Source organism: Halorubrum rutilum, from assembly GCF_042665015.1.
Lineage (GTDB): Archaea > Halobacteriota > Halobacteria > Halobacteriales > Haloferacaceae > Halorubrum > Halorubrum rutilum.
The window spans coordinates 374,679-393,909 of sequence record NZ_JBHTBL010000011.1; the positions used below are offsets into that span (position 1 = coordinate 374,679).

The window sequence follows — 19,231 nt, forward strand, 5'->3', positions numbered from 1 at the left end:
TCGTCTGATCGCGGACCGACGGCGAACTACCACTACCCCAAAGCCCCAGCCGGGAGGCTGCCCTTTTGAGTCCTCCCACCCTCGACGGCACCGCAGCCTCACGCCTCCCCAGCCTCGCGGCTCCCTCCGCTTCGCTCCGGTCGCCGCGTCCCTCGCGCGTGCGGTTCGCGCCCTCCGGGCGCTCACCGGCACGCGCCGCCGCGCTACGTTGTCATTTATAAGCTGTCGTTCTCGCTTTCACCGCCGGATGTCGACGTCTCGAAGTACCGGTCGCGGTGCCTCCGGCAGCCGGGGTTGAACGCGGCGTCACAGCGCGGACAGGCGTCGTCGCCCGAGGGACCGCCCCTCTCGCTGTCAGGGGCGCGTTGCCCCTCTTCGTCGCCGTCGAGGTACTCGCGGACGGTGAGTGTCGCGCCGCAGACCCCGCAGAGCACGGCGGGCTCGTCGAAGCGGTCGCGGGGCCACGGCTCGGCCTCGTGGTTGGCGGCCGCGTCGTGGCAGGCGTCGCAGGGGTAGTACGCCTCACAGCAGCCGAACCGGAGCGCGATCACGTCGACGGGGTCGTCCCAGTGAGCGCAGCGCGTCTCGGGGTCGACGGCGACCCCGCGCAGGGGGACCGCGAACCGGTCGTCGGTCGCGGGCGCGGTCGTGGTCCGCCGGTCAGTAGGACTCGTACCCATCGGTGTCGAGCCAGTTGTGGACGACCGAAACGGCGTGGTCGGCGTGGAGCAGTTTGGGCCCGACGCGCACCCGGCGCTCCGCGCGCTCGGCGAGCGCGGTCTCCTCTCGGTCGGTGAAATCGCGGTGGTCCGAGAGGACGAACACGGGGTCCTCGGGCGGCGCGGCGTCGACGAGGGGGTCGCCGTCCTCGTGGAGCTGGACGAGCGTCGGGTCGGTCGACGCACCGCCGGTGCCGGCGGTGCCGCCCGCGTCGAGCAGTCGGTCGAGGGTCGCCGTCAGCCCCATCCGGCGGAGCTCGACGCCGGGCGAGACGTCGGCGGGCATGTGCCCGATCGCGTCGGGCTTCGCGGCGAGCGCGTCGCGGATCCGGGCGGCGACGTTGCGCTCGTCCGGGTGGAGGTGCCGGAGGCTGTCCGCGTCGAAGGTGACCGTGAGCGCGTCGCCGACGACGAGGTGGACCCGCACCGCCTCGCGGATCCCGTGCGAGAGGAAGACGCCGGTCGCGACGCACCGACAGAGCAGGTCGAGCCGGCCCGCGCCCGGCAGGTCCGACAGCGAGATCGCGTCCGGGTCGGTCGGCGCCTCGTGGCCGACGACGACGAACTGGCGCATACGGTCGGGTCGACCCGGACCCTCATAAGGCACGCGACCGGAGATCGACTCATGAGCGTCGCCGGACTCTGTCAGGTGTGCGAGGCGGCGCAGGCCCGCCACGCCTGCCCGCGGTGCGGGCGCGGCGTCTGCGACGACCACTGGAACGGGACCGTGAGCGCCTGCGCGGCGTGTACGCGGGGGCGGCAGCAGTGAGCGCCGGGACCGACGCGACCGCCGCGGGCCCCTACCGGTGCCGGTTCAGTCGCTTCTTGAGCCGCTTCGCCGCGTCGCCGGCGGCGCCGAAGTAGGTCGCCTCGTCGCCCGGGCGGCTCGACTCCTCGCCGGCGAAGATGATCCCGCGCGAGGAGTTGACGAGCCCCACGTCGACGGCGGCGTCCGGGCGGTCGGCGAGCCCGTGCTCGACCGCGGCCTCCGAGTCGCCGCCCTGCGCGCCGACGCCGGGGACGAGGAAGGGAATTTCGGGGACGACCTCGCGGACCTCGGCCAGCTCCTCGGGCGCGGTCGCGCCGACCACGAGCCCGACGTTGTCGTTCCCGTTCCACACGTCCGCGAGCGCCGCGACGCGCTCGTAGAGGGGTTCGCCGGAGGCGAGCTCGAGGTCCTGGAGGTCGCTGCCGCCCGGGTTCGAGGTGCGACAGAGGACGAAGACGCCCTTCTCCGCGCGGTCGAGGAACGGCTGGAGGGAGTCGCGGCCGAGGTAGGGGTTCACGGTGATCGCGTCGGCGTCGTCGAGCGCCGCGGCGTAGCGCCGCGTCGTGTTGCCGATGTCGGCGCGCTTCGCGTCGAGGAGGACCGGGACGTCCTTGCCGTGGGCGTAGGCGATCGTCTCTCGGAGCGCGCGCCAGCCGTCGGCGTCCTCGTAGAAGGCGGCGTTCGGCTTGTAGCAGGCCGCGTGCTCGTGGGTCGCGTCAATGATTCGGCGGTTGAACGCCCAGCGCGGCAGGTCCGCGTCGGCGACGAACTCGGGAAGCCGGCTCGGGTCCGGGTCGAGCCCGACCGAGACGACGCTGTCCGTCGACTCGATCCGGGCCGCGAGGGTCTCGAAGAAGCGCATGCCGCCCACTGCGTTCGGGGGCGCGCTAAACGTTGCGTTCCGCCCGCGTCTCGTCCGCCCCGGTCGGCGGCGCTCAGTCACTCGCGGCGGTCGCCCGAACTCCCGTGCCCGGCGCGCACCGTGATCGTCCCGAACAGGTACCGCTCCTCGCTCACGGTCCCCGTCCGGTCCGCGAGCGCCCGCCCCGCCGCCGCCGTCCGCGCGTCCAACCGTTCGAGCGGGTCGTCCGAGTCCAGGTCGAACAGCCGCCCGTTCAGTCGGGCGAACGCGGCGAGGGCGGCGTTCGCGGGGCGGCTCCCTCGGGGCGCGAACGCCGCGACGACGACGCCGTCGGCCAGGTCGCACCAGTCGCTCACGACCGCGTACGGGTCCGGGAACAGCGACGTGACGAACGTCGCGAGCACCGCGTCGGCCGACCGGACCGGCGGGTCGGTCGCGTCGCCCCGCACGAACGCGACGTTCTCCCACCCGCGACGCTCCGCCAGCCCCCGCGCCCGGTCGAGCATCGCGCCGGTGATGTCGACGCCGACGACGCGCCCGGTCGGGCCCACGGCCTCTCGAAGGGCGGGGGCGTTGACGCCGGGCCCGCAGCCGAACTCGACGACCGTGTCGCCCGGGTCGAGGTCGAGCGCGCGGACGCAGCCCGCCCGCACGCCCCCGACCGAGGCGGTCGCCCGCGCGAACCAGTCGTAGACCCGCGCCCACGCGCCGTAGCCGCGCTGGATCCGGCGTGCGACGCGCTCGTCGTCGGCCGCCGCGGGAGGATCGCCGCCCGGGCGCGCCTCGCCCGTCCCCGCGGCCGACCTCGACGCCGCCGACCGCGACCGCGGGCGCCGACGGTCCCGGGTCACGACCGGGCGCGGACCGCGGCGGGGGGCGTCTTCGGCCACCACAGCTCCGGGCCGTCGCGCGCGACGGTGGAGTAACACCGCTCGCTCCCGTCGCAGTCCCGCGGCCGCTGGTAGTCGATCCCCCGCTCCGCGAGGTACGTCACGTAGCCGTCGTCGACGCGGTCAAGCTTCTCGTGACACACCCACTTCTCGCCGTAGATCCGGGCCCCCACCCCGCGGTACGGACAGGTGAACTCCGTCCGCTCGGCACCGGCCTCGCTCCCGGTCTCGTCGATGTCGACGCCCACCGACCGGTACGCCAGCCGGAGCCGCCGAACGACCCGCTTCGGCGACGACGCGCCGAGGAAGAGCCCGTGCGCGAGTACGTAGCCGAAGTCGTGAAGCAGCCGCTCGAACCGCGTCAGGTCGTCCGGGTCGTCGTCGAGGGCCGACCGCACCGTCGCGTACCAGCCCGCGATCGCCGCCACCTCGTCGGCCGCCTCGTCGGCCGCCGCGAGCGCCCGGCGCTTCGCCGGGAGCGGCGCGGCGCCGTCGGAGAGCCGGAACGACGGCACCGCCTCGACGTGTTCGAGCACGTCTTCGCGGAGGATCTCGCCGTCGGCGTACCGCTCGGTCAGCGCCCCGAGCTCCGGGTACCACTCGCGCGTCAGCCTGCCGTACGTCCCGTCGAGGAGGTCGTCGACGCGGTCGAGGGGGTCGCCGTCGGCGCCCGAGCGGTTCGCCCCGTCGCCCTCTGCCGCCGCGGGGAACGATTCGACGACCCGCCGCAGTTCGGCCGGGTCCGGTCCTGCCATGGTGTCACGTGGCGGGCGACGGACTTGAATCCGGAGGTCGCCGGGCCAGCTCCGTCCCCGCCGCCGCCCGAGCTACCGCAGGCCGACCCGCTCTTTCAGCCGCCGCACCCCCCGGCTCGCCCGCCGCCCGAGCGCGGTCGCCGCGAACGCGCCGCGGACGAACCAGTCGGTGGGGATCCGGTCGGGGAAGCCGAGCGGGCCGACGCGCGATACCCCCACCGTCCGCGACTCCGCGTACCGCCGGATCCCCTCGGGGCCGTGGCGGCGGCCGAGCCCCGAGTCGCCGACCCCGCCCATCGGCGCGTCGACAGCCCCCCACGTCGCGAGGAAGCCGTCGTTGACGTTGACGGTGCCGCAGTCGACCTCGCGGGCGACCCGGGCGCCCCGCTCGCGGTCGGCGGTCCACACGCTCGCGTTGAGCCCGTACGGCGAGTCGTTGGCGGCGGCGACCGCCGCGGCCTCGTCCGGGACCGGCGTCACGACGACCACCGGGCCGAACGTCTCCTCGCAGGCGACCGTCGCGTCCGGCTCGACGCCCGTCAGGACCGTCGGCTCGTAGCAGTACGGCGCCACGTCCGGGCGGTGACGCCCCCCGGTCTTGACGGTCGCGCCCGCCTCCCGGGCCGACGCCACGTGGCCCCGGACGCGGTCGAGCTGGTCGGCGTCGATCAGCGAGCCGAGGTCGGCGTCGTAGTCGTAGCCGGTGCCGAGCGCGATCGCCTCCGTCTCCCGGACGAAGGCGTCGAGGAACGGCTCGTAGGCGGGCTCCTCGACGTAGATCCGCTCGGCCGAGAGGCAGAGCTGGCCGGCGTTCGAGAAGCAGGCGTCGACCGCGCCGCGGGCCGCCTCGTCGACGTCGGCGTCGCCGAGCACGACGAGGGGGTTGTTGCCGCCGAGCTCCAGCGAGCAGCCGATCAGGTTCCGCCCCGCGCGCTCGGCGACGGTCCGACCGGTCTCCGTGCTCCCGGTGAACGCGACGTAGTCGACCGCGTCGATCAGGGCGGGCCCGACCGTCGCCCCCTCGCCCGTGACGACCTGGAAGAGGTCGTCGGGGAGCCCGGCGATCTCCAGCAGCTCCGAGAGCGCGAGCGCCCCGTACGGCGTCTTCTCGTCGGGCTTGCAGACGACCGGGTCGCCCGCGGCGAGCGCCGGGAGCGCGTCCGCCATCGACAGCGTCAGCGGGTAGTTCCACGGCGAGATCACGCCGACGACGCCGACCGGGTCGTACGTGACCGTCGCGGTCGAGAGCCCCGGAACGGCCCCGCGCCGGCGCTCGTCGGCGAGCGCGCCGGGCGCCTCGTCCGCGAGGTACGCGCAGCCGGCCGGCACGTCGAACAGCTCCTCGACCGCCGTCCGGCGCGACTTCCCGGTCTCCAGCTGGAGGAGGTCGAGGAGCTCCTCGCGGCGGTCGAGCACGAGGTCGCCGAACCGGTCGATCACGGCCGCGCGCTCGGTCGGGGGGGTCTCGGCCCACTCGGCCTGCGCCGCCCGGGCGCGCTCGACCGCGGCGGCGACGTCGTCGCCGTCGCAGTCCGGGACCGAACCGATCCGCTCGGTCGTCGCCGGCGCGAACACGTCGACGGCGGCGTCTAACGGGTCGCTCTCGCCGGGCGCCGCGCGGCGCACGCGCTCGGCGAGGTCGTCGAGCCGTCGGGTCGAGAGGTGCGGCGCGTCGGCGAGCGCGGTGGGCGGATCTGTCGGGGGCATTGGACGCTTCGTGGGAGGGCCGGGGGCCGGAAAGCGGTGCCGGTGGACGGGCCCGACGCGCTCGCCGATCGGGTCGAGAGCGCGAGCAACCGTAGCACCTAACCTCGCGCCACTCCCACGTCCCGTATGCGCATCGACCCGTTCGGCCTCGAACGCTGGTTCGCGGAGTACGAGCACGAGGCCGACATCATGCTGGCCGAGAGCGGGATCCGGTCGCTGGACGCGAGCCGGTTCGACCTCGACCCCGGGACGCTCGACTACGTGATCCCGACGAACGGGGACCCCGAGTTCCGCGCGGCGGTCGGCGACCGGTACGGCCGGAGCGCCGACGAGGTGCTGTTCACCTGCGGGACCCAGGAGGCGAACTTCCTGACGTTCCTCTCGCTGCTCGGTGACGCCGAGGGCCCCGACGCCGACTCGCCCGTCGGCTCCGGCACCCACGCGGTCGTCGTCACCCCGACCTACCAGGCGCTGCACGCCGTCCCGGACGCGTTCGGCGAGGTGACCCGGGTCGAGCTGGAGCCGCCGGAGTGGGAGCTCGACCCCGACGCGGTCGCGGACGCGGCCCGCGACGACACCGCCGTGATCGTCGTCAACAATCCGAACAACCCCACCGGCCGGTACCACGACGAGGCGGCGGTGCGGGCGGTCTACGACGCCGCGGTCGATCACGACGCCTACCTCCTCTGCGACGAGGTGTACCGCCTGCTCGCCGACGACCCGCGGCCGCCGGTCGCGAGCCTCGGGTCTCACGGCATCTCGACGACGAGCCTCACGAAGGCGTACGGGCTCGCCGGCCTCCGGTTCGGCTGGGTCGCCGGCCCCGAGGCGGTCGTCGAGCGCGCCTGGCGGTGGAAGGATTACACCACCATCTCGCCGAGCCTGTTCGGCCAGCACGTCGCGAAGCAGGCGCTCGGTCGACGCGAGTCCCGGATCTTAGAGGAGAACCGCGAGCTGGCCGCGACGAACCGCGCGATCGTCGCCGACTGGCTCGACGACCGCGGCCTCGACTGGCACGACCCCGTCGGCGTCAACGGGTTCGTGACGGTCCCCGACGGCTTCGACGACGCCGAGGCGTTCTGCCGGACCGTCGTCGAGACGGAGAGCGTCGTGCTCGCGCCCGGCGGCCTGTTCGGGTTCCCGGACCGGTTCCGGATCGGGTTCGGGCTCCCGACCGAGGAGCTGGAGGAGGGCCTCCGACGGGTGAGCCGCGTGATCGAGGGCGGCGAGCGCGCCGCCGCGGGCGCGGGCGACGCCGGCGCCGACGGGGGTGCCTGAGATGGGGTTCTTCGAGGACCTCAAGGAGGACGTCGTCGGCTTCGTCCGCGACCCGACCGACGAGCAGAAGGCCCTGTTCGTCGCCGTCGTCGTCATGGCGATCGCCGACCGCGCGCTCTGGTGGATCGACTTCCCGTTCGTCGTCCGGACGACGGCGGCGGTCGGGGTCGGTTTCATCGGGCTGTTCGTCGCGAGCTACCTCCTCACCGGGCGGTTCGTCCCGCCCGACGGGAACGCGGACGACGAGGACGAGCCGGAGGAGTACGTCGACGAGATGGACCCGTAGCCGGCCCCCGGTCGGGACGGTCTCGACCCCGGTCGAAACGGTCCCGGTCCGCCCCGCACAACGCCGTTCCAAACCGTTTATACACGCGCCGGAGAAAGTAGCGGGCATGCCGCGAGAGCAGAAGCAGGTTCGCGAACTCCAGGAGGGCAGCTACGTGATGATGGACAGTTCGCCCTGCAAGATCAACCACTACAGCACAGCGAAACCCGGGAAACACGGCAGCGCCAAGGCGCGCGTCGAGGGCAAGGGCGTCTTCGACGACAAGAAGCGCTCGCTCTCCCAGCCGGTCGACGCGAAGGTCTGGGTCCCGATCATCCAGCGGAAGCAGGGACAGGTCGTCTCCGTCTCGGGGAACGACGCGCAGGTCATGGACCTCGACACCTACGAGACGTTCACGATGCGCATCCCCGAGGGCGAGGACTTCTCGTCTGACGACAACATCGAGTACCTCGAGTACGAGGGCCAGCGCAAGGTCGTCGGGTAGCTCGGGCCATGTTTCCGGGAGCGACGACGGACCGCGAAGCTGCTTCGTACGTGGTCGTCGGCGCTCCCCTCGACGCCACGACCACCTTTCAGCCGGGCACCCGGTTCGGACCGGACCGGGTCCGGCGATTCGCCGAGACCTACGACGATTACGACCGCAGGACGGACAGCGACTTCTCCGCGCTCGGCGTCCACGACGCCGGCGACGTGCGACCGTGGGACGACGTCGAAGCGTACCTCGACCACCTCGCCGCCGAGCTCCGGAGCGTCGCCCTCGACGGCGCCGTCCCGCTCCTCGTCGGCGGCGAGCACACCGTCACCTACGCCGGCGTCGACGCGGTCGACCCCGACGTCCTGGTCGTCTGCGACGCCCATCTCGACCTCCGGGACGCGTACGACGGCACCCCGTGGAGCCACGCCTGCGCGACGCGTCGATGTCTCGACGACCTCGGCGTCGACCGCGCCGTGATCGTCGGCGCGCGCACCGGTTCCGAGGCGGAGTGGGACCGCGCCGCGGAGGCCGATGTCGAAGTCGTGTCGCCCGAAGAGGCGCGCGACTGGATCGACGGCGTCGACGCGGACACGTTCGGAGACGAGTCCGTCTACTGCTCGGTCGACATCGACGGGCTCGACCCCGGCTTCGCGCCGGGGACGGGGACCATGGAGCCGTTCGGGCTCGCCCCGCGCGAGGTCCGCGACCTCGTGCGCGCCGTCGCGCCGCGCGCCGACGGCGTCGACGTCGTCGAGGTGAACGACCGCGACGACGGCCAGGCCGCGGCGCTGGCCGGAAAGCTCCTCCGGGAGTTCGTGCGGGCCCGCGCGACGGCCGAGGGCGGCTGATACCCCGCCGTCGGCCGCTCACGACGGCTTCGGGGCCGACTACCTACGACAGCTCCGTGAGCCGACCCCGGGCCGCGGTGACGGCCTCCATCGCGTCGATCCACTCGCGCGGGTCCGTACACCAGATGCGGTCGCCCTCGACGCTGACGCAGAACACGGAGTCGGTCGAGGGCGAGAGGGTCACCCCGTCGACGTCGGGCCGGTCGCCGAGGTACGAGTCGATCAGGCGTCGGGCGGTCTCCGCCTCCGGCCGGAGGCGGCTGCCGGCGGCGTACTCGATAGCTATCTCTGCCATACCGATCGCTAAGAACTACATGATTAATAACCACTGTTTTCTGGCAGGGATTGCGGCGTTCGCGGACCGGTATCGCCGCCACCCCGGTCGGCGACGCGACCGACTCAGCGGCCGTCGTACACGATCTCGCCGTCGACGACCGTCAGCGCGACGCCGACGTCGCGGATCGACTCCGGCTCCGCCCACGGGGACGCGTCGAGCGCCACGAGGTCGGCGCGCTTGCCGACCGCGACCGCGCCGAGCCGGTCCTCGTCGAAGCCCGCGTACGCCGCGCCGCGGGTGTACGCGCGCAGCGCCTCGGTCACCGTCAGCCGCTGTGACTCCGCCGGCGCGTTGACCGCGTGGTGGACGCCGAGCAGGGGGTCCATCGGCATCCCGTCGGAGCCGAACGCGAGGTTCACGCCCGCGTCGAGCATGTCGCGGTAGCGGTTCGTCGCGGCGGTTCGCTCGGGGCCGAGTCGGGCCTCGTACAGCCCGCCCTCGCCGGCCCACTTGAGGAAGTTCGGCTGGACGCTGGCGACGACGCCGGCGTCGGCGAGCCGCTCGATGGCCGCGTCGTCGGCGAGCTCGACGTGCTCGATCTGGTGGCGCGCCTCGCCCGGATCGGTCCGAGAGGCCTCCTCGTACGCGTCGAGGACCGCGTCGACCGCCTCGTCGCCGATGGCGTGCGCCGTGAACTGGTAGCCGGCCGCCGTCGCCTCGGCGACCGCCTCTCCCAGCTCGTCGGGGTCGACGACCCACTGGCCGGTCTCGTCGGGGGCGTCCGCGTACGGCTCGGAGAGCCGCGCCGTCCGGCCGCCGAAGCTCCCGTCCGTGTACGACTTGATCGCGCCGGTCTCGACCATTCCGCTCCCGTCGTTCGTCCGGAGACCGACCTCGCGGAGCGCGTCGAGGTGGTCGCTCCAGTAGTTGATCCGCACGCGAGCGGTCAGATCGCCGGCCGCGTCGAGGTCGCGGTAGACCCGCGGCGCGTGGGAGTCGCGCACCATGTCGTGGAACCCCGTGATCCCCTTCGCGGCGCAGTCGGCGAGCGCGGCCTCGACGACCTCGCGCGTCTCGGTCGGGCCGGGCTCGACCGCCTCGTAGACCGGGTCGATCGCGCTCTCTAGGAGGACGCCGGTCGCCTCGCCGTCGGCGTCGGTCGGCACCGTCTCGTCGGGGGCCGCGGCGAGCGCGTCGGCGAACCGGTCGAGGGCGACCCCGTTGACCGCGGCGACGTGCATGTCCTCGCGGAAGGCGGCGACGGGCCGCTCCGTCGAGACGCGGTCGAGGTCGTCGCGCGTCAGGTAGCGCGCCTCGTTCCACGTCGACTCGTCGTAGCCGTAGCCGAGGACCCACTCGTCGCCGGTCCCGTCTCCCTCGGCGACCGCCGCCGCCCGCTCCGTCAGGAGGTCGACCGCCTCCCCCGGCGAGTCGGCGGCCGAGAGGTCGGCGTGGACGAGGTAGCGCCCGACCGTCGTCAGGTGGGTGTGCGCGTCGACGAAGCCGGGGAGGAGGACGCGCCCGCCGAGGTCGACGACGTCGGTATCGACCCCTTCGAGGAACTCGATTTCCCGGGTGCGCCCGACCCGGACGATCGCGCCGTCCCGGACCGCGACCGCCTCGCGGGTCTCGTCGGGCGCGGCGAGCGTGTGGACCTCCCCGTTCACGAACAGTCTGTCCGCGGCCGCTGTCATGGCCGAACCCGGGAGTACCAGCGTGTTAACCGTTCGGGAAACGGCGACCGCGGACGGCCGGGGACCGGCGTCGCGGGGACCGCCGACCGATTTATTCGGCGACCGCGCGAACTACCGCGCATGTACGACCGGATCCTGCTCCCCACGGACGGCAGCGAGGGCGTCGACCGCGCGATCGACCACGCCGTCGACGCCGCCGAGCGCTACGACGCGACCCTCCACGTGTTGTACGTCGTCGACACTGACGTCATCAACGCCTACTCCGGCGACGAGTTCGTCGACGGCGCGGAGGGCGCCGAGGAGACGTTAGAGGAGCGCGGCCGCGAGGCGCTCGACGCGGTGGCGGCCCACGCCCGCGACGCCGGCGTCGACGTCGTCACCGACCTGGTGTTCGGCGTCCCTCACGAGGAGATACTCGGCTACGTCGACGAGGCGGACATCGACCTGACGGTGATGGGGTCGAAGACGCGCTCCGGCGACTACCGGCGGATGCTCGGCTCCGTCACCGAGCGCGTCTCGCGCCGGTCGACCGCGCCGGTCAGCATCGTGAAGACGACCGTCGCGGAGTGAGGCGGGTTCGGTGACCCCGGCGTCGGTCGACGCCTCTCGGTCTGTGGGCGTCGGTGCGGGCCACGCCCGCTTCGCGGAATCGCTCTCCTTCGGTCTCGTTGAACGCCTCGAAATTAGCGGACGTTCCCGACGAGAGACGACTCCGATCATTCAACTGGAGCGTAGACGACGCGCCGGTATGCGACGGTCCATCCGGTACGCCCTCTCGGCGGTCGTCGGTCTCGGAGCGATGGCGCTGACGGTCGTCGTCGACGACGGAACCGTCGGTCTCGTGGCGATGATTCCGCTCATATACGGGACGACGACGGCGTTCGCGCTCGACAACGTGGCGCTGATCCGAACCGTGTACGGCGAGGGGTCGTCGCGGACGGTCGGGACGGTCGGCGGGGGTATCGGCGCGGGAAGCCTGACCGGTCTTTTCCAGCAGTCGTTCGCGGCGGGAGTCGCGGGCTACGGCCTGTTCGTCCTCGGGATGGCGCTCGTCACCGCGGAGATCGGCGGCCGGACGGGCGGGTATCGCTCCGCGGCGTCGAACGAGACCGAGCCGTAACACGCGGTACCAGATACGGACTCCGGGACGCTGTCGCCATCCTCGGTAGGAGATGCACTCTGGGGAGGGATGACCGGTCAATGCAGACTCCGCGACGATCGATAGCGGGAGTACGTGTATCAGTTCGGTTGGTCGGTTGTTTACAACTGATCGAACGGCGTCGGTGTCGGCCGTTTACGAGTGATCGATGACTCCGCGGTGAAGACCTCCAAAGCCCCAGTCGCTGCGGACGGCGCACGCTCGTTGCGCTCCTCGCTCGCGTCGCTCGCTGCGGTGCTTACATCGCCTGCGCCGTCCGCAGCGACTGCCCCTTTGAGTCCCACCCGTACAGCACCGCAACCGCACCTCACGCCTCCCCAGCCTCGCGGTTCGCGCTCTCCGAGCGCTCACCGCGTCCCTCGCGGGCTGGCTCGCGGCCGCCGGTGGCGGCCGCTCGCAGGCGCGCCACCGCACCGTATTCAGTTATTAGCGACTGTCGCAGTCGCTCATCATCATTTAAATACGCTCCTGCCACCACCGATCTGCAATACCCACTCCGGCTATCAGGATTTAACGACTGCCGCTTCAGCTCAGTCCGTCTCTGAAAGGTCGGGGTCAACGGATCCTTCCGACCCGTTCCGCACGCGCCCGATCAGATCGCGCTCAGCGACCGAACGAAGGGCACGCCGACGGCGTCGACGCCCGCGAACGGCAGCACCGAGAGCACCAACACCGCCGACGCCCACGCGACGAACCCGATGACCCCCGCGTGGACCCACGAGGACCCGTAGCGCGCCCGGATGACCCAGACCCACGCGAGAAGCGGGATGAAGTCGCCGATCAGCGGGACCCACGAGAGGAAGAAGGCGGCGAGCCCCCAGACGATCGCGCCGACGAGCGCCGTGAACACGGCGTGGCCGTAGTCGCGCGTGTCGGTGACGACCGCGGCGGCGATGAAGATGGCCAGCCCGCCGACGAGCAGGCTGACGGCGAAGGTGACGGCCGATCCGATGAGACTCATGCAACTCCGTTTCGCGGCCGGACACTTGGGGCCGTCGACGGCGGCTCGCCCCGTCCGGAGTTCGGTCCGCGCCTACAGCCTCTCGCGCGCGTCGGCGGCGACCGCGTCGAGCGCGTCGCCCGCGGTCTCGACCCGGTCGGTGAGGCTACAGAACCCGTGCGCCATCGCTGGGTAATGACGGTGTTCCACCGGGGTCCCCTCGCGCTCGAACCGCTCCGCGAGCGCGACCCCGTCGTCGCGGAGGGGGTCGAACCCGGCGGTGACGACCGTCGCGGGCGGCAGGTCGCCCAGATCGGTCGCCCGAAGCGGCACCGCGTAGGGGTTCGCGGCGTCGACCGGACTGCGGAGGTACCGCTCGTAGAACCACCGCATGTCGGCGCGGGTCAGCAGGGGCCCCGCCGCGTTCTCGCGGTACGAGTTCGTCTCGAAGTCGTGCCCCGCGATCGGATACAGCAGGAACTGGCCGGCGGGGGCGGGCGGGTCACCGAGCTCGCGAGCGCGGAGCGACGCCGCGACCGCGAGCGCGCCGCCCGCGCTGGTGCCGGAGACGCCGAGCCGGTCGGGGTCGCCGCCGAACGCGACCGCGTCGTCCGCGACCCACTCGACGGCCGCGGCCGCCTCGTCGACGGCGACCGGGAACGGGTGCTCGGGCGCGAGCCGGTAGTCGACCGAGACGACGACCGCGTCGGCGCGGACCGCGAGCTCGCGGCAGATCCCGTCGACGGAGTCGAGGGTGCCGAGCGTCCAGCCCCCGCCGTGGAAGTGGACGAGGGCGCGAGCGGGACCCCCGTCGGCTCCGGTCGATTCGACCGCCGCGTCCGGCCGGTACACCCGCACCGGCACCTCGCCGTGCGGTCCGGCGAACGCGAGGTCGCGCACGTCGGCGACCGCGGGCTCCGGGTCACCGGAGAACACCTCGTCCTCGACGCGCCTCGCGGCGTCGACGGAGAGCGCGTGCCACTCGGGGAGCCCGAGCGCCTCGATCTCGTCGACGACGGCCGCCAGTTCGGGGTCGAGTTCGTCCGCGCGCATGCCGGGAGGAGGCGGTGCCCCTTTGTAAGTCGGTCGGCAACGTCCGGCGATGAACGTCCGGCTGACCTACGAGGACGGGACGATCCGGGTCGACGCCGGCGGCCCCGCCGACGGCGACGCGGGGAGGTCGGCCGACGGCGAGGCGACCGGCGACCGGTCGACCGACGCCGACCCCCTCCAACCGCTCCCGCCACTTCCGGGCGTCGAGACCGATCCGCGCTCGGGGACCGGTCGGGCACCGGCCTACCGCTACGCCGCGATCCGACGGGCGCTGGAGGTGGCCGGCGCGAGCGTCGACGACCGCGTGCTGGACGCGAGCGACCGGGCCGCGCGCGAGGCCGGGCTCCCGGACGCGCTCGCGACGGACTACGACCTGCGCGAGTACCAGCGCGAGGCGCTCGACGCGTGGCGCGAGGCGGGCGACCGCGGCGTGCTCGAACTCCCAACCGGGGCCGGCAAGACCGTGATCGCGATCCGCGCGATGGTCGAGCTCGGGGTTCCGACGCTCGTCGTCGTCCCCACGGTCGACCTCCTCGACCAGTGGGGTCGGGAGCTGGAGACGGAGTTCGACGTTCCGATCGGGCGGTTCGGCGGCGGGGAACAGCGCCGCGAGGCGATCACGGTGTCGACGTACGACTCGGCGTACCTGAAGGCCGAGGACGTCGGCGACGCCTTCGAGCTCGTCGTCTTCGACGAGGTCCACCACCTCGGCGGCGAGGGGTACCGCGACGTCGCGCGGCTGCTCGCGGCGCCCGCGCGGCTCGGCCTCACCGCGACGTTCGAGCGCCCCGACGGGGCCCACGAGGCGGTCGCGGAACTGATCGGCGAGCGCGTCCACGCGCTCGACGTCGACGACCTCGCGGGCGACCACCTCGCCCCGTACGACATCCGCCGGATCGAGGTGGAGCTCACCGACGCGGAGCGCGAGCGCTACGAGGAGAAACAGGGGACGTTCGTCGAGTACGTCCGCGACGCGGGGATCACGTTTTCGAGCGGGAGCGACTATCAGGAACTGGTCAAGCGCTCCGGCAACGATCCGGCGGCCCGCGAGGCGCTCCTGGCGAAACAGGAGGCCCGCGAGGTCATGATGAACGCGGACCGGAAGGTCGAGCGGCTGGAGTCGATCCTCGACCGCCACCGCGACGACCGCGTGATCGTCTTCACCGCGCACACCGACCTCGTCTACCGGCTCTCCGAGCGGTTCCTGCTCCCCGCGATCACCGCCGAGACGGGCGCGAAGGAGCGCCGCGAGATCCTGGAGCGCTTCCGCGACGGCACCTACGGCCGGGTGGTCGCCGCGAACGTCCTCGACGAGGGCGTCGACGTGCCCGACGCCAACGTCGCCGTCGTGCTCTCCGGGTCGGGCAGCGAGCGCGAGTTCACCCAGCGGCTCGGGCGGGTGCTCCGCCCCAAGGAGGACGGCGGGCGGGCGATCCTCTACGAGGTCGTCAGCGCGGAGACCGCCGAGGAGCGGGTGGCGAGTCGGCGACGGTGACGGCCCCCGCCGGACCCGACGAGGCCGTCCGTCGTCCGTACGGCCGCGGACGCCCCGTCTCTCACGACGTGAGAAGATGTAGACACAGCTATACGTTCCGGCGCCGAACAGTCCGAAATGACGTGTACTCACTGCGGCGCGGCGGACCCCGACAGCTACGTCCTCCGCTTCTCTCCGGAGGGCCGGGACGCTCAGCGGATGGATCTGAAACTCTGTGACGACTGCCTCGAACGGTTCCTCGCCGAGGGAAACGCCGAACTCGTCTCTCCGAACATCGTGGCGATCGACGACGACCCGTCCGGCGAGCTCCTCGACCGTCGCCGTTAGGCGGGTCCGCCTACCGCGAACTCGGTCCGTTCAGTCGTCGTCGACGTCGAGCGAGCGCTTCTCGCCGAGTTCCTCCTCCAAGCTCCCGCGCTCCCAGCTCCTGACGGCGTCGCCCTCGACTTCCGCCCGAAGCTTCTCCTCTAAGAGGTTCACGGCGACGCTGTTGGCGCCCTCCGGAATGATCACGTCGGCGTGCTTCTTCGAGGGCTCGATGAACTGCTCGTGCATCGGCTTCACCGTCGAGAGGTACTGGTCGATGACGCCCTCCAGGTCGCGGCCGCGCTCGATCACGTCCCGACGAATGCGCCGCAGAATACGCACGTCGGCGTCTGTCTCGACGAACAGCCGGAGGTCCATCATGTCGTTTATCTCCTCGTCGTACAGCGCCAGGATCCCCTCCAACACGATGACGTCGGTCGGCTCGACCGCGACGCGCTCGTCCTTCCGGTTGTGGATCTCGAAGTCGTACTGCGGCATCCGGACGGACTGGCCCTCCAGCAGCGCTTCGAGGTGCTCGCGGAGGAGCTCCCACTCGAACGCTGAGGGGTGGTCGTAGTTGACGGACTGCCGCTCCTCGAAGTCCAGATGGGAGAGGTCCTCGTAGTAGTTGTCGAGCGGGATCCGGGTGACGCTGTCGCCGAGGTCGCGGGTGACGAGCCGGGAGACGGTCGTCTTACCCGCGCCGGTCCCCCCCGCGATCCCGATCACGAACGAGGGAATGGCCATGTCCCCGCTCGAACGCCGGAGGGTTTGAACCCTCCTCTTCGCGCCGCGCGACGGCCCTCCCCGAGCGTCGACGTCGGGGCACGTCGGCGGACGCCGCCCGTCCGAGCACCCCGAAACCGTCGTTTTCCGCACCGATCGGGCGGCTACGTTCGGAACCGGTATAACGATACCGGGGGCAGCTTTTAGCCGCTCGCGGCGAATCCACGTCCTATGCGAACAGACACCACGGTTCGCGACGTGATGCACCGCGAGTTCCTCGGCGTGAGCGAGTCCGACCGGCTGGCCGACGCGGCCGCCCTGCTGGTGGAGGAGGACACCGACTGCCTCGTCGTCGTCCGGGGCGGGGAGCCCGTCGGGCGGCTGGACTGCCGGAGCGCGCTCGGCGCGCTGCTCGACGCCGACGGCTGGCGCCCCGGCGACGCCGACGGCCCCACCGTCGGCGCCGTGATGGGACCGCCCCTCCCGACGGTGGCGCCGGACGACTCGCTCGCGACCGTCGAGGAGCGGCTCGTCGCCGAGGGCGTCGACCGGGTCGTGGCGGTCGGGGAGGGTGAGGCGGTCGGCGTCGTCACCGCCGGCGACGCGCTGGCCGCGGGGGCGCCGCGGACCGGCGACGGCGCCCGCGAGACGGTCCCCGGCGACGAGTCGCTCCGCGGGACGCGGCGCGGCGACGAGGGGCCGCTCGGCGCCGACGGCGGCGTCGACGCCGCGAGCGGGACCGCCGCGGCGGACGTCTCCGAACCGGCGACGCAGGGGGTCTGCGAGAGCTGCGGGGCCCTGGTCCCCGACCTGGTGACCGACAACGGGCAGGCCGTCTGCCCGGAGTGTCGCGAGGTGTGAACCGAGTTGGGACCGGAGCGCTCTCTACTCCCGTCCGAATCCTCGCTCCCCCCGCCGTCCGCCGGTAGCCTCATCCCGCGCCGCCCCGAAGCGGGAACCGAATGTCCGACGCCGAGGGGCCGACGGTCGCGCCGGCGACCGTCGACGACGTCGACGACGTCACCGACCTGTGGATCGCGCTGGCGGAGGGCCAGCGGCGCCACGGCTCGACGCTGCTCGCCGAGCCGAACCGCACCGCGGTCCGCGAGTGGGTCGCGCGCTCCGTCGTCACCGGAGAGCTGCTCGTCGCCCGCGACGGCGACGACGGCCCGATCGGGTTCGTCGGCTTCGCGCTCGACCGGGAGGGGTACGAGCGCGACCGCGTCCGCGGAACGGTGAGCAACCTGTTCGTCGTCCCCGAGCGACGGGGGGAGGGGATCGGCGCCGACCTGCTCGATGCGGCCGAACGCGCCCTCGCGGCGGCCGGGGCCGAGGCCGTCGCGCTGGAGGCGCTCGCCGACAACGACCGGGCCCGCGCGTTCTACGCCGACCGGGGGTACGACCTCCACCGCGTCGAACTGACGAAGTCGCTGTCGGGATCGGCGGCGGGCGAGCCGACGGACGGCGACGCCGCGACCGGAACCGAGTGACCCGGAGCGGGCGCCAGCCTCGCCGAAAGCGACACGCACTCATACGAGGCCCGAGTACGCCAGCCTGCGCCAGGGGAGCATGGGCGGTTCATGCACTCGACTTGTAATCGAGACTTCCGGGGTTCAAATCCCTGCCCTGGCTTCACCGACCGAGCCGTCCCGTCGACGCCGCCTCCCCGCCGGCACCGGGGACGGACCGGGACACCGACGGCGACGAGGGGCGGGAAGGAGTCAGTGATGCCGGACTCACGCCCGTCGCGACCGCCGGACTGGGCGCCCGCCACGTCGGTCTCGACCGACGAACGGCAGTCGTTCGTCACCCGCGGACAGGACCGAGTGGACGCGGCCGGGCGTCCGTCGCCGGCTGTACCGACCGTTTTTATTTGTCCGTGCCGTTACAACGGTGATGGCAAATCAGCCTGAAGGCGCCCCTGTCGGTGCCAGTCGACGGCGGTTTCTGACAGCGGCCGGCGGCGCGGCGGCGGCGGGGGTCGCCGGCTGTATGGGTGGAACGGCCAGCGGGACGGACACGCTTCGCGTCTCGGTCTGGAGCGGCACGAACGAGACGGTGTTCCGCGAGGTGATCAAGCCGATGTACGAGGAGCGGACGGGGAACACGCTCGAACTGAGCGGGAACTGGCAGGGGATCCTCTCGAAGATCCGCCAGTCCCCCGACGACGACCCGCCGTTCGACGTGACGGTCGGCGTCGGGCGAACGAACTACCGCGGCCAGCAGGACGACTTGTGGATTCCGGTCGACTACGGCGACCTCTCGAACGCCGGCGGGATCAAGGACGGCCTCCGACAGTTCCGGATGTCCGAGTCGGGCGTCCCCGTCGCCTACGGTGCACACGCCTACGTCTACAACGAGGACTCCGTCACGTGGTCGCCCGAGTCGTGGAGCGACCTCCAGTCGGACGCCGCCGAGAACGTCGCGCTTCCGAGCGACTTCTGGCTAAAGCTGTTCATGATGGCGGCGCTGCTCAGGGACGACGAGCCGATGGCCGAGGAGGTGTACGACCCCGAGTACATGGACGCCCTCTTCGACACCGTCGAGGGGCTGCCGGTGTCGACGTTCTACCAGGGTACCCAGCAGCTCTGGACGGCGCTCAGCGAGGGGCTCGCCGATGTCGGCCACTACTTTTTCGCCTACGGCCTGCGGAAGGCGAGCAACACCGACGAGTACCCGATCGGCGTCACCGTTCCCGAGCCGACGACGGGGTACATCGACTACTACCAGATCGTCCGCGGCGCGTCGGACGAAGCGATGGCGACCGAGTTTATCGATTTCATGCTCGACCCGGAGGTCCAGAGCGCGTACGCCTCGGAGTTCAACCTCGGGTTCTCCCACGAGGGGACGACGCACCCGTCGGCGACCGCGGACGCGCTGCAGATCGCGAACGACGAGCTCGACCAGATCGCGTTTCAAAACTTCGCCGGCGTCGCCAGCTTCTCCGGCGACATGAACGACCGCTTCCGCGCGTTCGTCCAGGACAACTGAG

Annotated in this window: 23 protein-coding genes and 1 tRNA gene; 13 read left to right on the forward strand and 11 right to left on the reverse strand. The window is 72.3% G+C overall.

Annotated elements, in window-relative coordinates:
• Positions 1-215 precede the first annotated feature (215 nt).
• Positions 216-680: a CHY zinc finger protein gene (locus ACFQMF_RS13390; RefSeq protein ID WP_256408290.1), complete on the reverse strand. Its 465-nt coding sequence runs from the start codon at positions 678-680 to the stop codon at positions 216-218.
• Entirely contained in the window at positions 661-1,293 is a 633-nt protein-coding gene (gene trmY / locus ACFQMF_RS13395) for a tRNA (pseudouridine(54)-N(1))-methyltransferase TrmY (RefSeq protein ID WP_256408291.1), read from the reverse strand. The genes ACFQMF_RS13390 and trmY overlap by 20 nt, the downstream gene beginning before the upstream one ends.
• 51 nt (positions 1,294-1,344) lie before the next feature.
• On the opposite strand from trmY, the gene ACFQMF_RS13400 reads away from it, so the two are divergent.
• Positions 1,345-1,488, forward strand: coding sequence for a hypothetical protein (locus tag ACFQMF_RS13400; RefSeq protein ID WP_256408292.1), 144 nt, complete (start codon positions 1,345-1,347; stop codon positions 1,486-1,488).
• Between the two features lie 31 nt (positions 1,489-1,519).
• On the opposite strand, the gene pyrF is transcribed toward ACFQMF_RS13400, so the two are convergent.
• From pyrF to ACFQMF_RS13420, 4 genes are all read right to left on the reverse strand, one after another.
• Entirely contained in the window at positions 1,520-2,350 is an 831-nt protein-coding gene (pyrF, locus tag ACFQMF_RS13405; protein ID WP_256408293.1) for an orotidine-5'-phosphate decarboxylase, read from the reverse strand.
• Positions 2,351-2,427: 77 nt separating this feature from the next.
• A complete protein-coding gene (locus ACFQMF_RS13410; protein ID WP_256408294.1) occupies positions 2,428-3,201 on the reverse strand; it encodes a class I SAM-dependent methyltransferase in 774 nt (257 codons plus the stop codon).
• Positions 3,198-3,995 (reverse strand): hypothetical protein, encoded by a 798-nt coding sequence (locus tag ACFQMF_RS13415; protein WP_256408295.1) that lies wholly within the window; start codon positions 3,993-3,995, stop codon positions 3,198-3,200. Before ACFQMF_RS13415 ends, ACFQMF_RS13410 begins: the two co-directional genes overlap by 4 nt.
• Positions 3,996-4,067: 72 nt before the next feature.
• A complete protein-coding gene (locus tag ACFQMF_RS13420) occupies positions 4,068-5,702 on the reverse strand; it encodes a succinic semialdehyde dehydrogenase (protein WP_256408296.1) in 1,635 nt (544 codons plus the stop codon).
• Between the two features lie 126 nt (positions 5,703-5,828).
• On the opposite strand from ACFQMF_RS13420, the gene ACFQMF_RS13425 reads away from it, so the two are divergent.
• The 4 genes from ACFQMF_RS13425 (at position 5,829) to speB (ending at position 8,589) form a co-directional block, all read left to right on the forward strand.
• Positions 5,829-6,980 carry an aminotransferase class I/II-fold pyridoxal phosphate-dependent enzyme gene (locus ACFQMF_RS13425; RefSeq protein WP_256408297.1) on the forward strand — a complete coding sequence of 384 codons (1,152 nt, stop codon included), beginning with the start codon at positions 5,829-5,831 and terminating at the stop codon, positions 6,978-6,980.
• A 1-nt stretch (position 6,981) separates the two neighbouring features.
• Entirely contained in the window at positions 6,982-7,266 is a 285-nt protein-coding gene (locus ACFQMF_RS13430; protein ID WP_256408298.1) for a hypothetical protein, read from the forward strand.
• Between the two features lie 106 nt (positions 7,267-7,372).
• Positions 7,373-7,750 carry a translation initiation factor IF-5A gene (locus ACFQMF_RS13435; RefSeq protein WP_256408299.1) on the forward strand — a complete coding sequence of 126 codons (378 nt, stop codon included), beginning with the start codon at positions 7,373-7,375 and terminating at the stop codon, positions 7,748-7,750.
• A gap of 8 nt (positions 7,751-7,758) precedes the next feature.
• Positions 7,759-8,589 carry an agmatinase gene (gene speB / locus ACFQMF_RS13440; RefSeq protein ID WP_256408300.1) on the forward strand — a complete coding sequence of 277 codons (831 nt, stop codon included), beginning with the start codon at positions 7,759-7,761 and terminating at the stop codon, positions 8,587-8,589.
• A 43-nt stretch (positions 8,590-8,632) separates the two neighbouring features.
• Here speB and ACFQMF_RS13445 read toward each other — a convergent pair whose 3' ends face one another.
• Positions 8,633-8,884 carry a SelT/SelW/SelH family protein gene (locus ACFQMF_RS13445; protein WP_256408301.1) on the reverse strand — a complete coding sequence of 84 codons (252 nt, stop codon included), beginning with the start codon at positions 8,882-8,884 and terminating at the stop codon, positions 8,633-8,635.
• A 104-nt stretch (positions 8,885-8,988) separates the two neighbouring features.
• A complete protein-coding gene (locus tag ACFQMF_RS13450) occupies positions 8,989-10,560 on the reverse strand; it encodes an amidohydrolase (RefSeq protein ID WP_256408302.1) in 1,572 nt (523 codons plus the stop codon).
• 120 nt (positions 10,561-10,680) lie between these two features.
• On the opposite strand from ACFQMF_RS13450, the gene ACFQMF_RS13455 reads away from it, so the two are divergent.
• Both ACFQMF_RS13455 and ACFQMF_RS13460 read left to right on the forward strand, forming a co-directional pair.
• Complete coding sequence (locus ACFQMF_RS13455) at positions 10,681-11,130, forward strand: universal stress protein (protein ID WP_256408303.1); 450 nt, start codon at positions 10,681-10,683, stop codon at positions 11,128-11,130.
• A gap of 178 nt (positions 11,131-11,308) precedes the next feature.
• Positions 11,309-11,680: a DUF8153 family protein gene (locus ACFQMF_RS13460; protein ID WP_256408304.1), complete on the forward strand. Its 372-nt coding sequence runs from the start codon at positions 11,309-11,311 to the stop codon at positions 11,678-11,680.
• 631 nt (positions 11,681-12,311) lie between these two features.
• Here ACFQMF_RS13460 and ACFQMF_RS13465 read toward each other — a convergent pair.
• Positions 12,312-12,680, reverse strand: a complete 369-nt coding sequence (locus tag ACFQMF_RS13465) for a hypothetical protein (protein WP_256408305.1) — start codon at positions 12,678-12,680, stop codon at positions 12,312-12,314.
• Between the two features lie 72 nt (positions 12,681-12,752).
• Positions 12,753-13,712, reverse strand: a complete 960-nt coding sequence (locus ACFQMF_RS13470; RefSeq protein WP_256408306.1) for an alpha/beta hydrolase — start codon at positions 13,710-13,712, stop codon at positions 12,753-12,755.
• A gap of 49 nt (positions 13,713-13,761) precedes the next feature.
• Here ACFQMF_RS13470 and ACFQMF_RS13475 point away from each other — a divergent pair, with 49 nt between their 5' ends.
• Together ACFQMF_RS13475 and ACFQMF_RS13480 are read left to right on the forward strand one after the other, a co-directional pair.
• Positions 13,762-15,207: a DEAD/DEAH box helicase family protein gene (locus tag ACFQMF_RS13475; protein ID WP_256408307.1), complete on the forward strand. Its 1,446-nt coding sequence runs from the start codon at positions 13,762-13,764 to the stop codon at positions 15,205-15,207.
• 117 nt (positions 15,208-15,324) lie between these two features.
• Positions 15,325-15,534, forward strand: coding sequence for a hypothetical protein (locus ACFQMF_RS13480; protein ID WP_256408308.1), 210 nt, complete (start codon positions 15,325-15,327; stop codon positions 15,532-15,534).
• A 30-nt stretch (positions 15,535-15,564) separates the two neighbouring features.
• Here the strand turns inward: ACFQMF_RS13480 and udk are convergent, their stop codons facing one another.
• Complete coding sequence (udk, locus tag ACFQMF_RS13485; RefSeq protein ID WP_256408309.1) at positions 15,565-16,260, reverse strand: uridine kinase; 696 nt, start codon at positions 16,258-16,260, stop codon at positions 15,565-15,567.
• Between the two features lie 210 nt (positions 16,261-16,470).
• Between udk and ACFQMF_RS13490 the strand changes: the two genes are divergently transcribed.
• From ACFQMF_RS13490 to ACFQMF_RS13505, 4 genes are all read left to right on the forward strand, one after another.
• Positions 16,471-17,100 (forward strand): CBS domain-containing protein, encoded by a 630-nt coding sequence (locus tag ACFQMF_RS13490; RefSeq protein ID WP_256408310.1) that lies wholly within the window; start codon positions 16,471-16,473, stop codon positions 17,098-17,100.
• Positions 17,101-17,201: 101 nt separating this feature from the next.
• Positions 17,202-17,729 carry a GNAT family N-acetyltransferase gene (locus ACFQMF_RS13495; protein ID WP_256408311.1) on the forward strand — a complete coding sequence of 176 codons (528 nt, stop codon included), beginning with the start codon at positions 17,202-17,204 and terminating at the stop codon, positions 17,727-17,729.
• A gap of 68 nt (positions 17,730-17,797) precedes the next feature.
• Positions 17,798-17,871 (forward strand) — tRNA-Thr (locus tag ACFQMF_RS13500).
• A 264-nt stretch (positions 17,872-18,135) separates the two neighbouring features.
• Positions 18,136-19,230, forward strand: coding sequence for an ABC transporter substrate-binding protein (locus tag ACFQMF_RS13505; RefSeq protein ID WP_256408312.1), 1,095 nt, complete (start codon positions 18,136-18,138; stop codon positions 19,228-19,230).
• The last annotated feature ends 1 nt before the right edge of the window (position 19,231 follow it).

What these genes read in the sequence shown, in the direction of transcription:
- ACFQMF_RS13390 (WP_256408290.1), bottom strand. Translation starts at nt 680, where the DNA reads ATGGGTACGAGTCCTACTGACCGGCGGACCACGACCGCGCCCGCGACC.
- trmY (WP_256408291.1), bottom strand. Translation starts at nt 1,293, where the DNA reads ATGCGCCAGTTCGTCGTCGTCGGCCACGAGGCGCCGACCGACCCGGAC.
- ACFQMF_RS13400 (WP_256408292.1), top strand. Translation starts at nt 1,345, where the DNA reads ATGAGCGTCGCCGGACTCTGTCAGGTGTGCGAGGCGGCGCAGGCCCGC.
- pyrF (WP_256408293.1), bottom strand. Translation starts at nt 2,350, where the DNA reads ATGCGCTTCTTCGAGACCCTCGCGGCCCGGATCGAGTCGACGGACAGC.
- ACFQMF_RS13415 (WP_256408295.1), bottom strand. Translation starts at nt 3,995, where the DNA reads ATGGCAGGACCGGACCCGGCCGAACTGCGGCGGGTCGTCGAATCGTTC.
- ACFQMF_RS13420 (WP_256408296.1), bottom strand. Translation starts at nt 5,702, where the DNA reads ATGCCCCCGACAGATCCGCCCACCGCGCTCGCCGACGCGCCGCACCTC.
- ACFQMF_RS13425 (WP_256408297.1), top strand. Translation starts at nt 5,829, where the DNA reads ATGCGCATCGACCCGTTCGGCCTCGAACGCTGGTTCGCGGAGTACGAG.
- ACFQMF_RS13430 (WP_256408298.1), top strand. Translation starts at nt 6,982, where the DNA reads ATGGGGTTCTTCGAGGACCTCAAGGAGGACGTCGTCGGCTTCGTCCGC.
- ACFQMF_RS13435 (WP_256408299.1), top strand. Translation starts at nt 7,373, where the DNA reads ATGCCGCGAGAGCAGAAGCAGGTTCGCGAACTCCAGGAGGGCAGCTAC.
- speB (WP_256408300.1), top strand. Translation starts at nt 7,759, where the DNA reads ATGTTTCCGGGAGCGACGACGGACCGCGAAGCTGCTTCGTACGTGGTC.
- ACFQMF_RS13445 (WP_256408301.1), bottom strand. Translation starts at nt 8,884, where the DNA reads ATGGCAGAGATAGCTATCGAGTACGCCGCCGGCAGCCGCCTCCGGCCG.
- ACFQMF_RS13450 (WP_256408302.1), bottom strand. Translation starts at nt 10,560, where the DNA reads ATGACAGCGGCCGCGGACAGACTGTTCGTGAACGGGGAGGTCCACACG.
- ACFQMF_RS13455 (WP_256408303.1), top strand. Translation starts at nt 10,681, where the DNA reads ATGTACGACCGGATCCTGCTCCCCACGGACGGCAGCGAGGGCGTCGAC.
- ACFQMF_RS13460 (WP_256408304.1), top strand. Translation starts at nt 11,309, where the DNA reads ATGCGACGGTCCATCCGGTACGCCCTCTCGGCGGTCGTCGGTCTCGGA.
- ACFQMF_RS13465 (WP_256408305.1), bottom strand. Translation starts at nt 12,680, where the DNA reads ATGAGTCTCATCGGATCGGCCGTCACCTTCGCCGTCAGCCTGCTCGTC.
- ACFQMF_RS13470 (WP_256408306.1), bottom strand. Translation starts at nt 13,712, where the DNA reads ATGCGCGCGGACGAACTCGACCCCGAACTGGCGGCCGTCGTCGACGAG.
- ACFQMF_RS13475 (WP_256408307.1), top strand. Translation starts at nt 13,762, where the DNA reads ATGAACGTCCGGCTGACCTACGAGGACGGGACGATCCGGGTCGACGCC.
- ACFQMF_RS13480 (WP_256408308.1), top strand. Translation starts at nt 15,325, where the DNA reads ATGACGTGTACTCACTGCGGCGCGGCGGACCCCGACAGCTACGTCCTC.
- udk (WP_256408309.1), bottom strand. Translation starts at nt 16,260, where the DNA reads ATGGCCATTCCCTCGTTCGTGATCGGGATCGCGGGGGGGACCGGCGCG.
- ACFQMF_RS13490 (WP_256408310.1), top strand. Translation starts at nt 16,471, where the DNA reads ATGCGAACAGACACCACGGTTCGCGACGTGATGCACCGCGAGTTCCTC.
- ACFQMF_RS13495 (WP_256408311.1), top strand. Translation starts at nt 17,202, where the DNA reads ATGTCCGACGCCGAGGGGCCGACGGTCGCGCCGGCGACCGTCGACGAC.
- ACFQMF_RS13505 (WP_256408312.1), top strand. Translation starts at nt 18,136, where the DNA reads ATGGCAAATCAGCCTGAAGGCGCCCCTGTCGGTGCCAGTCGACGGCGG.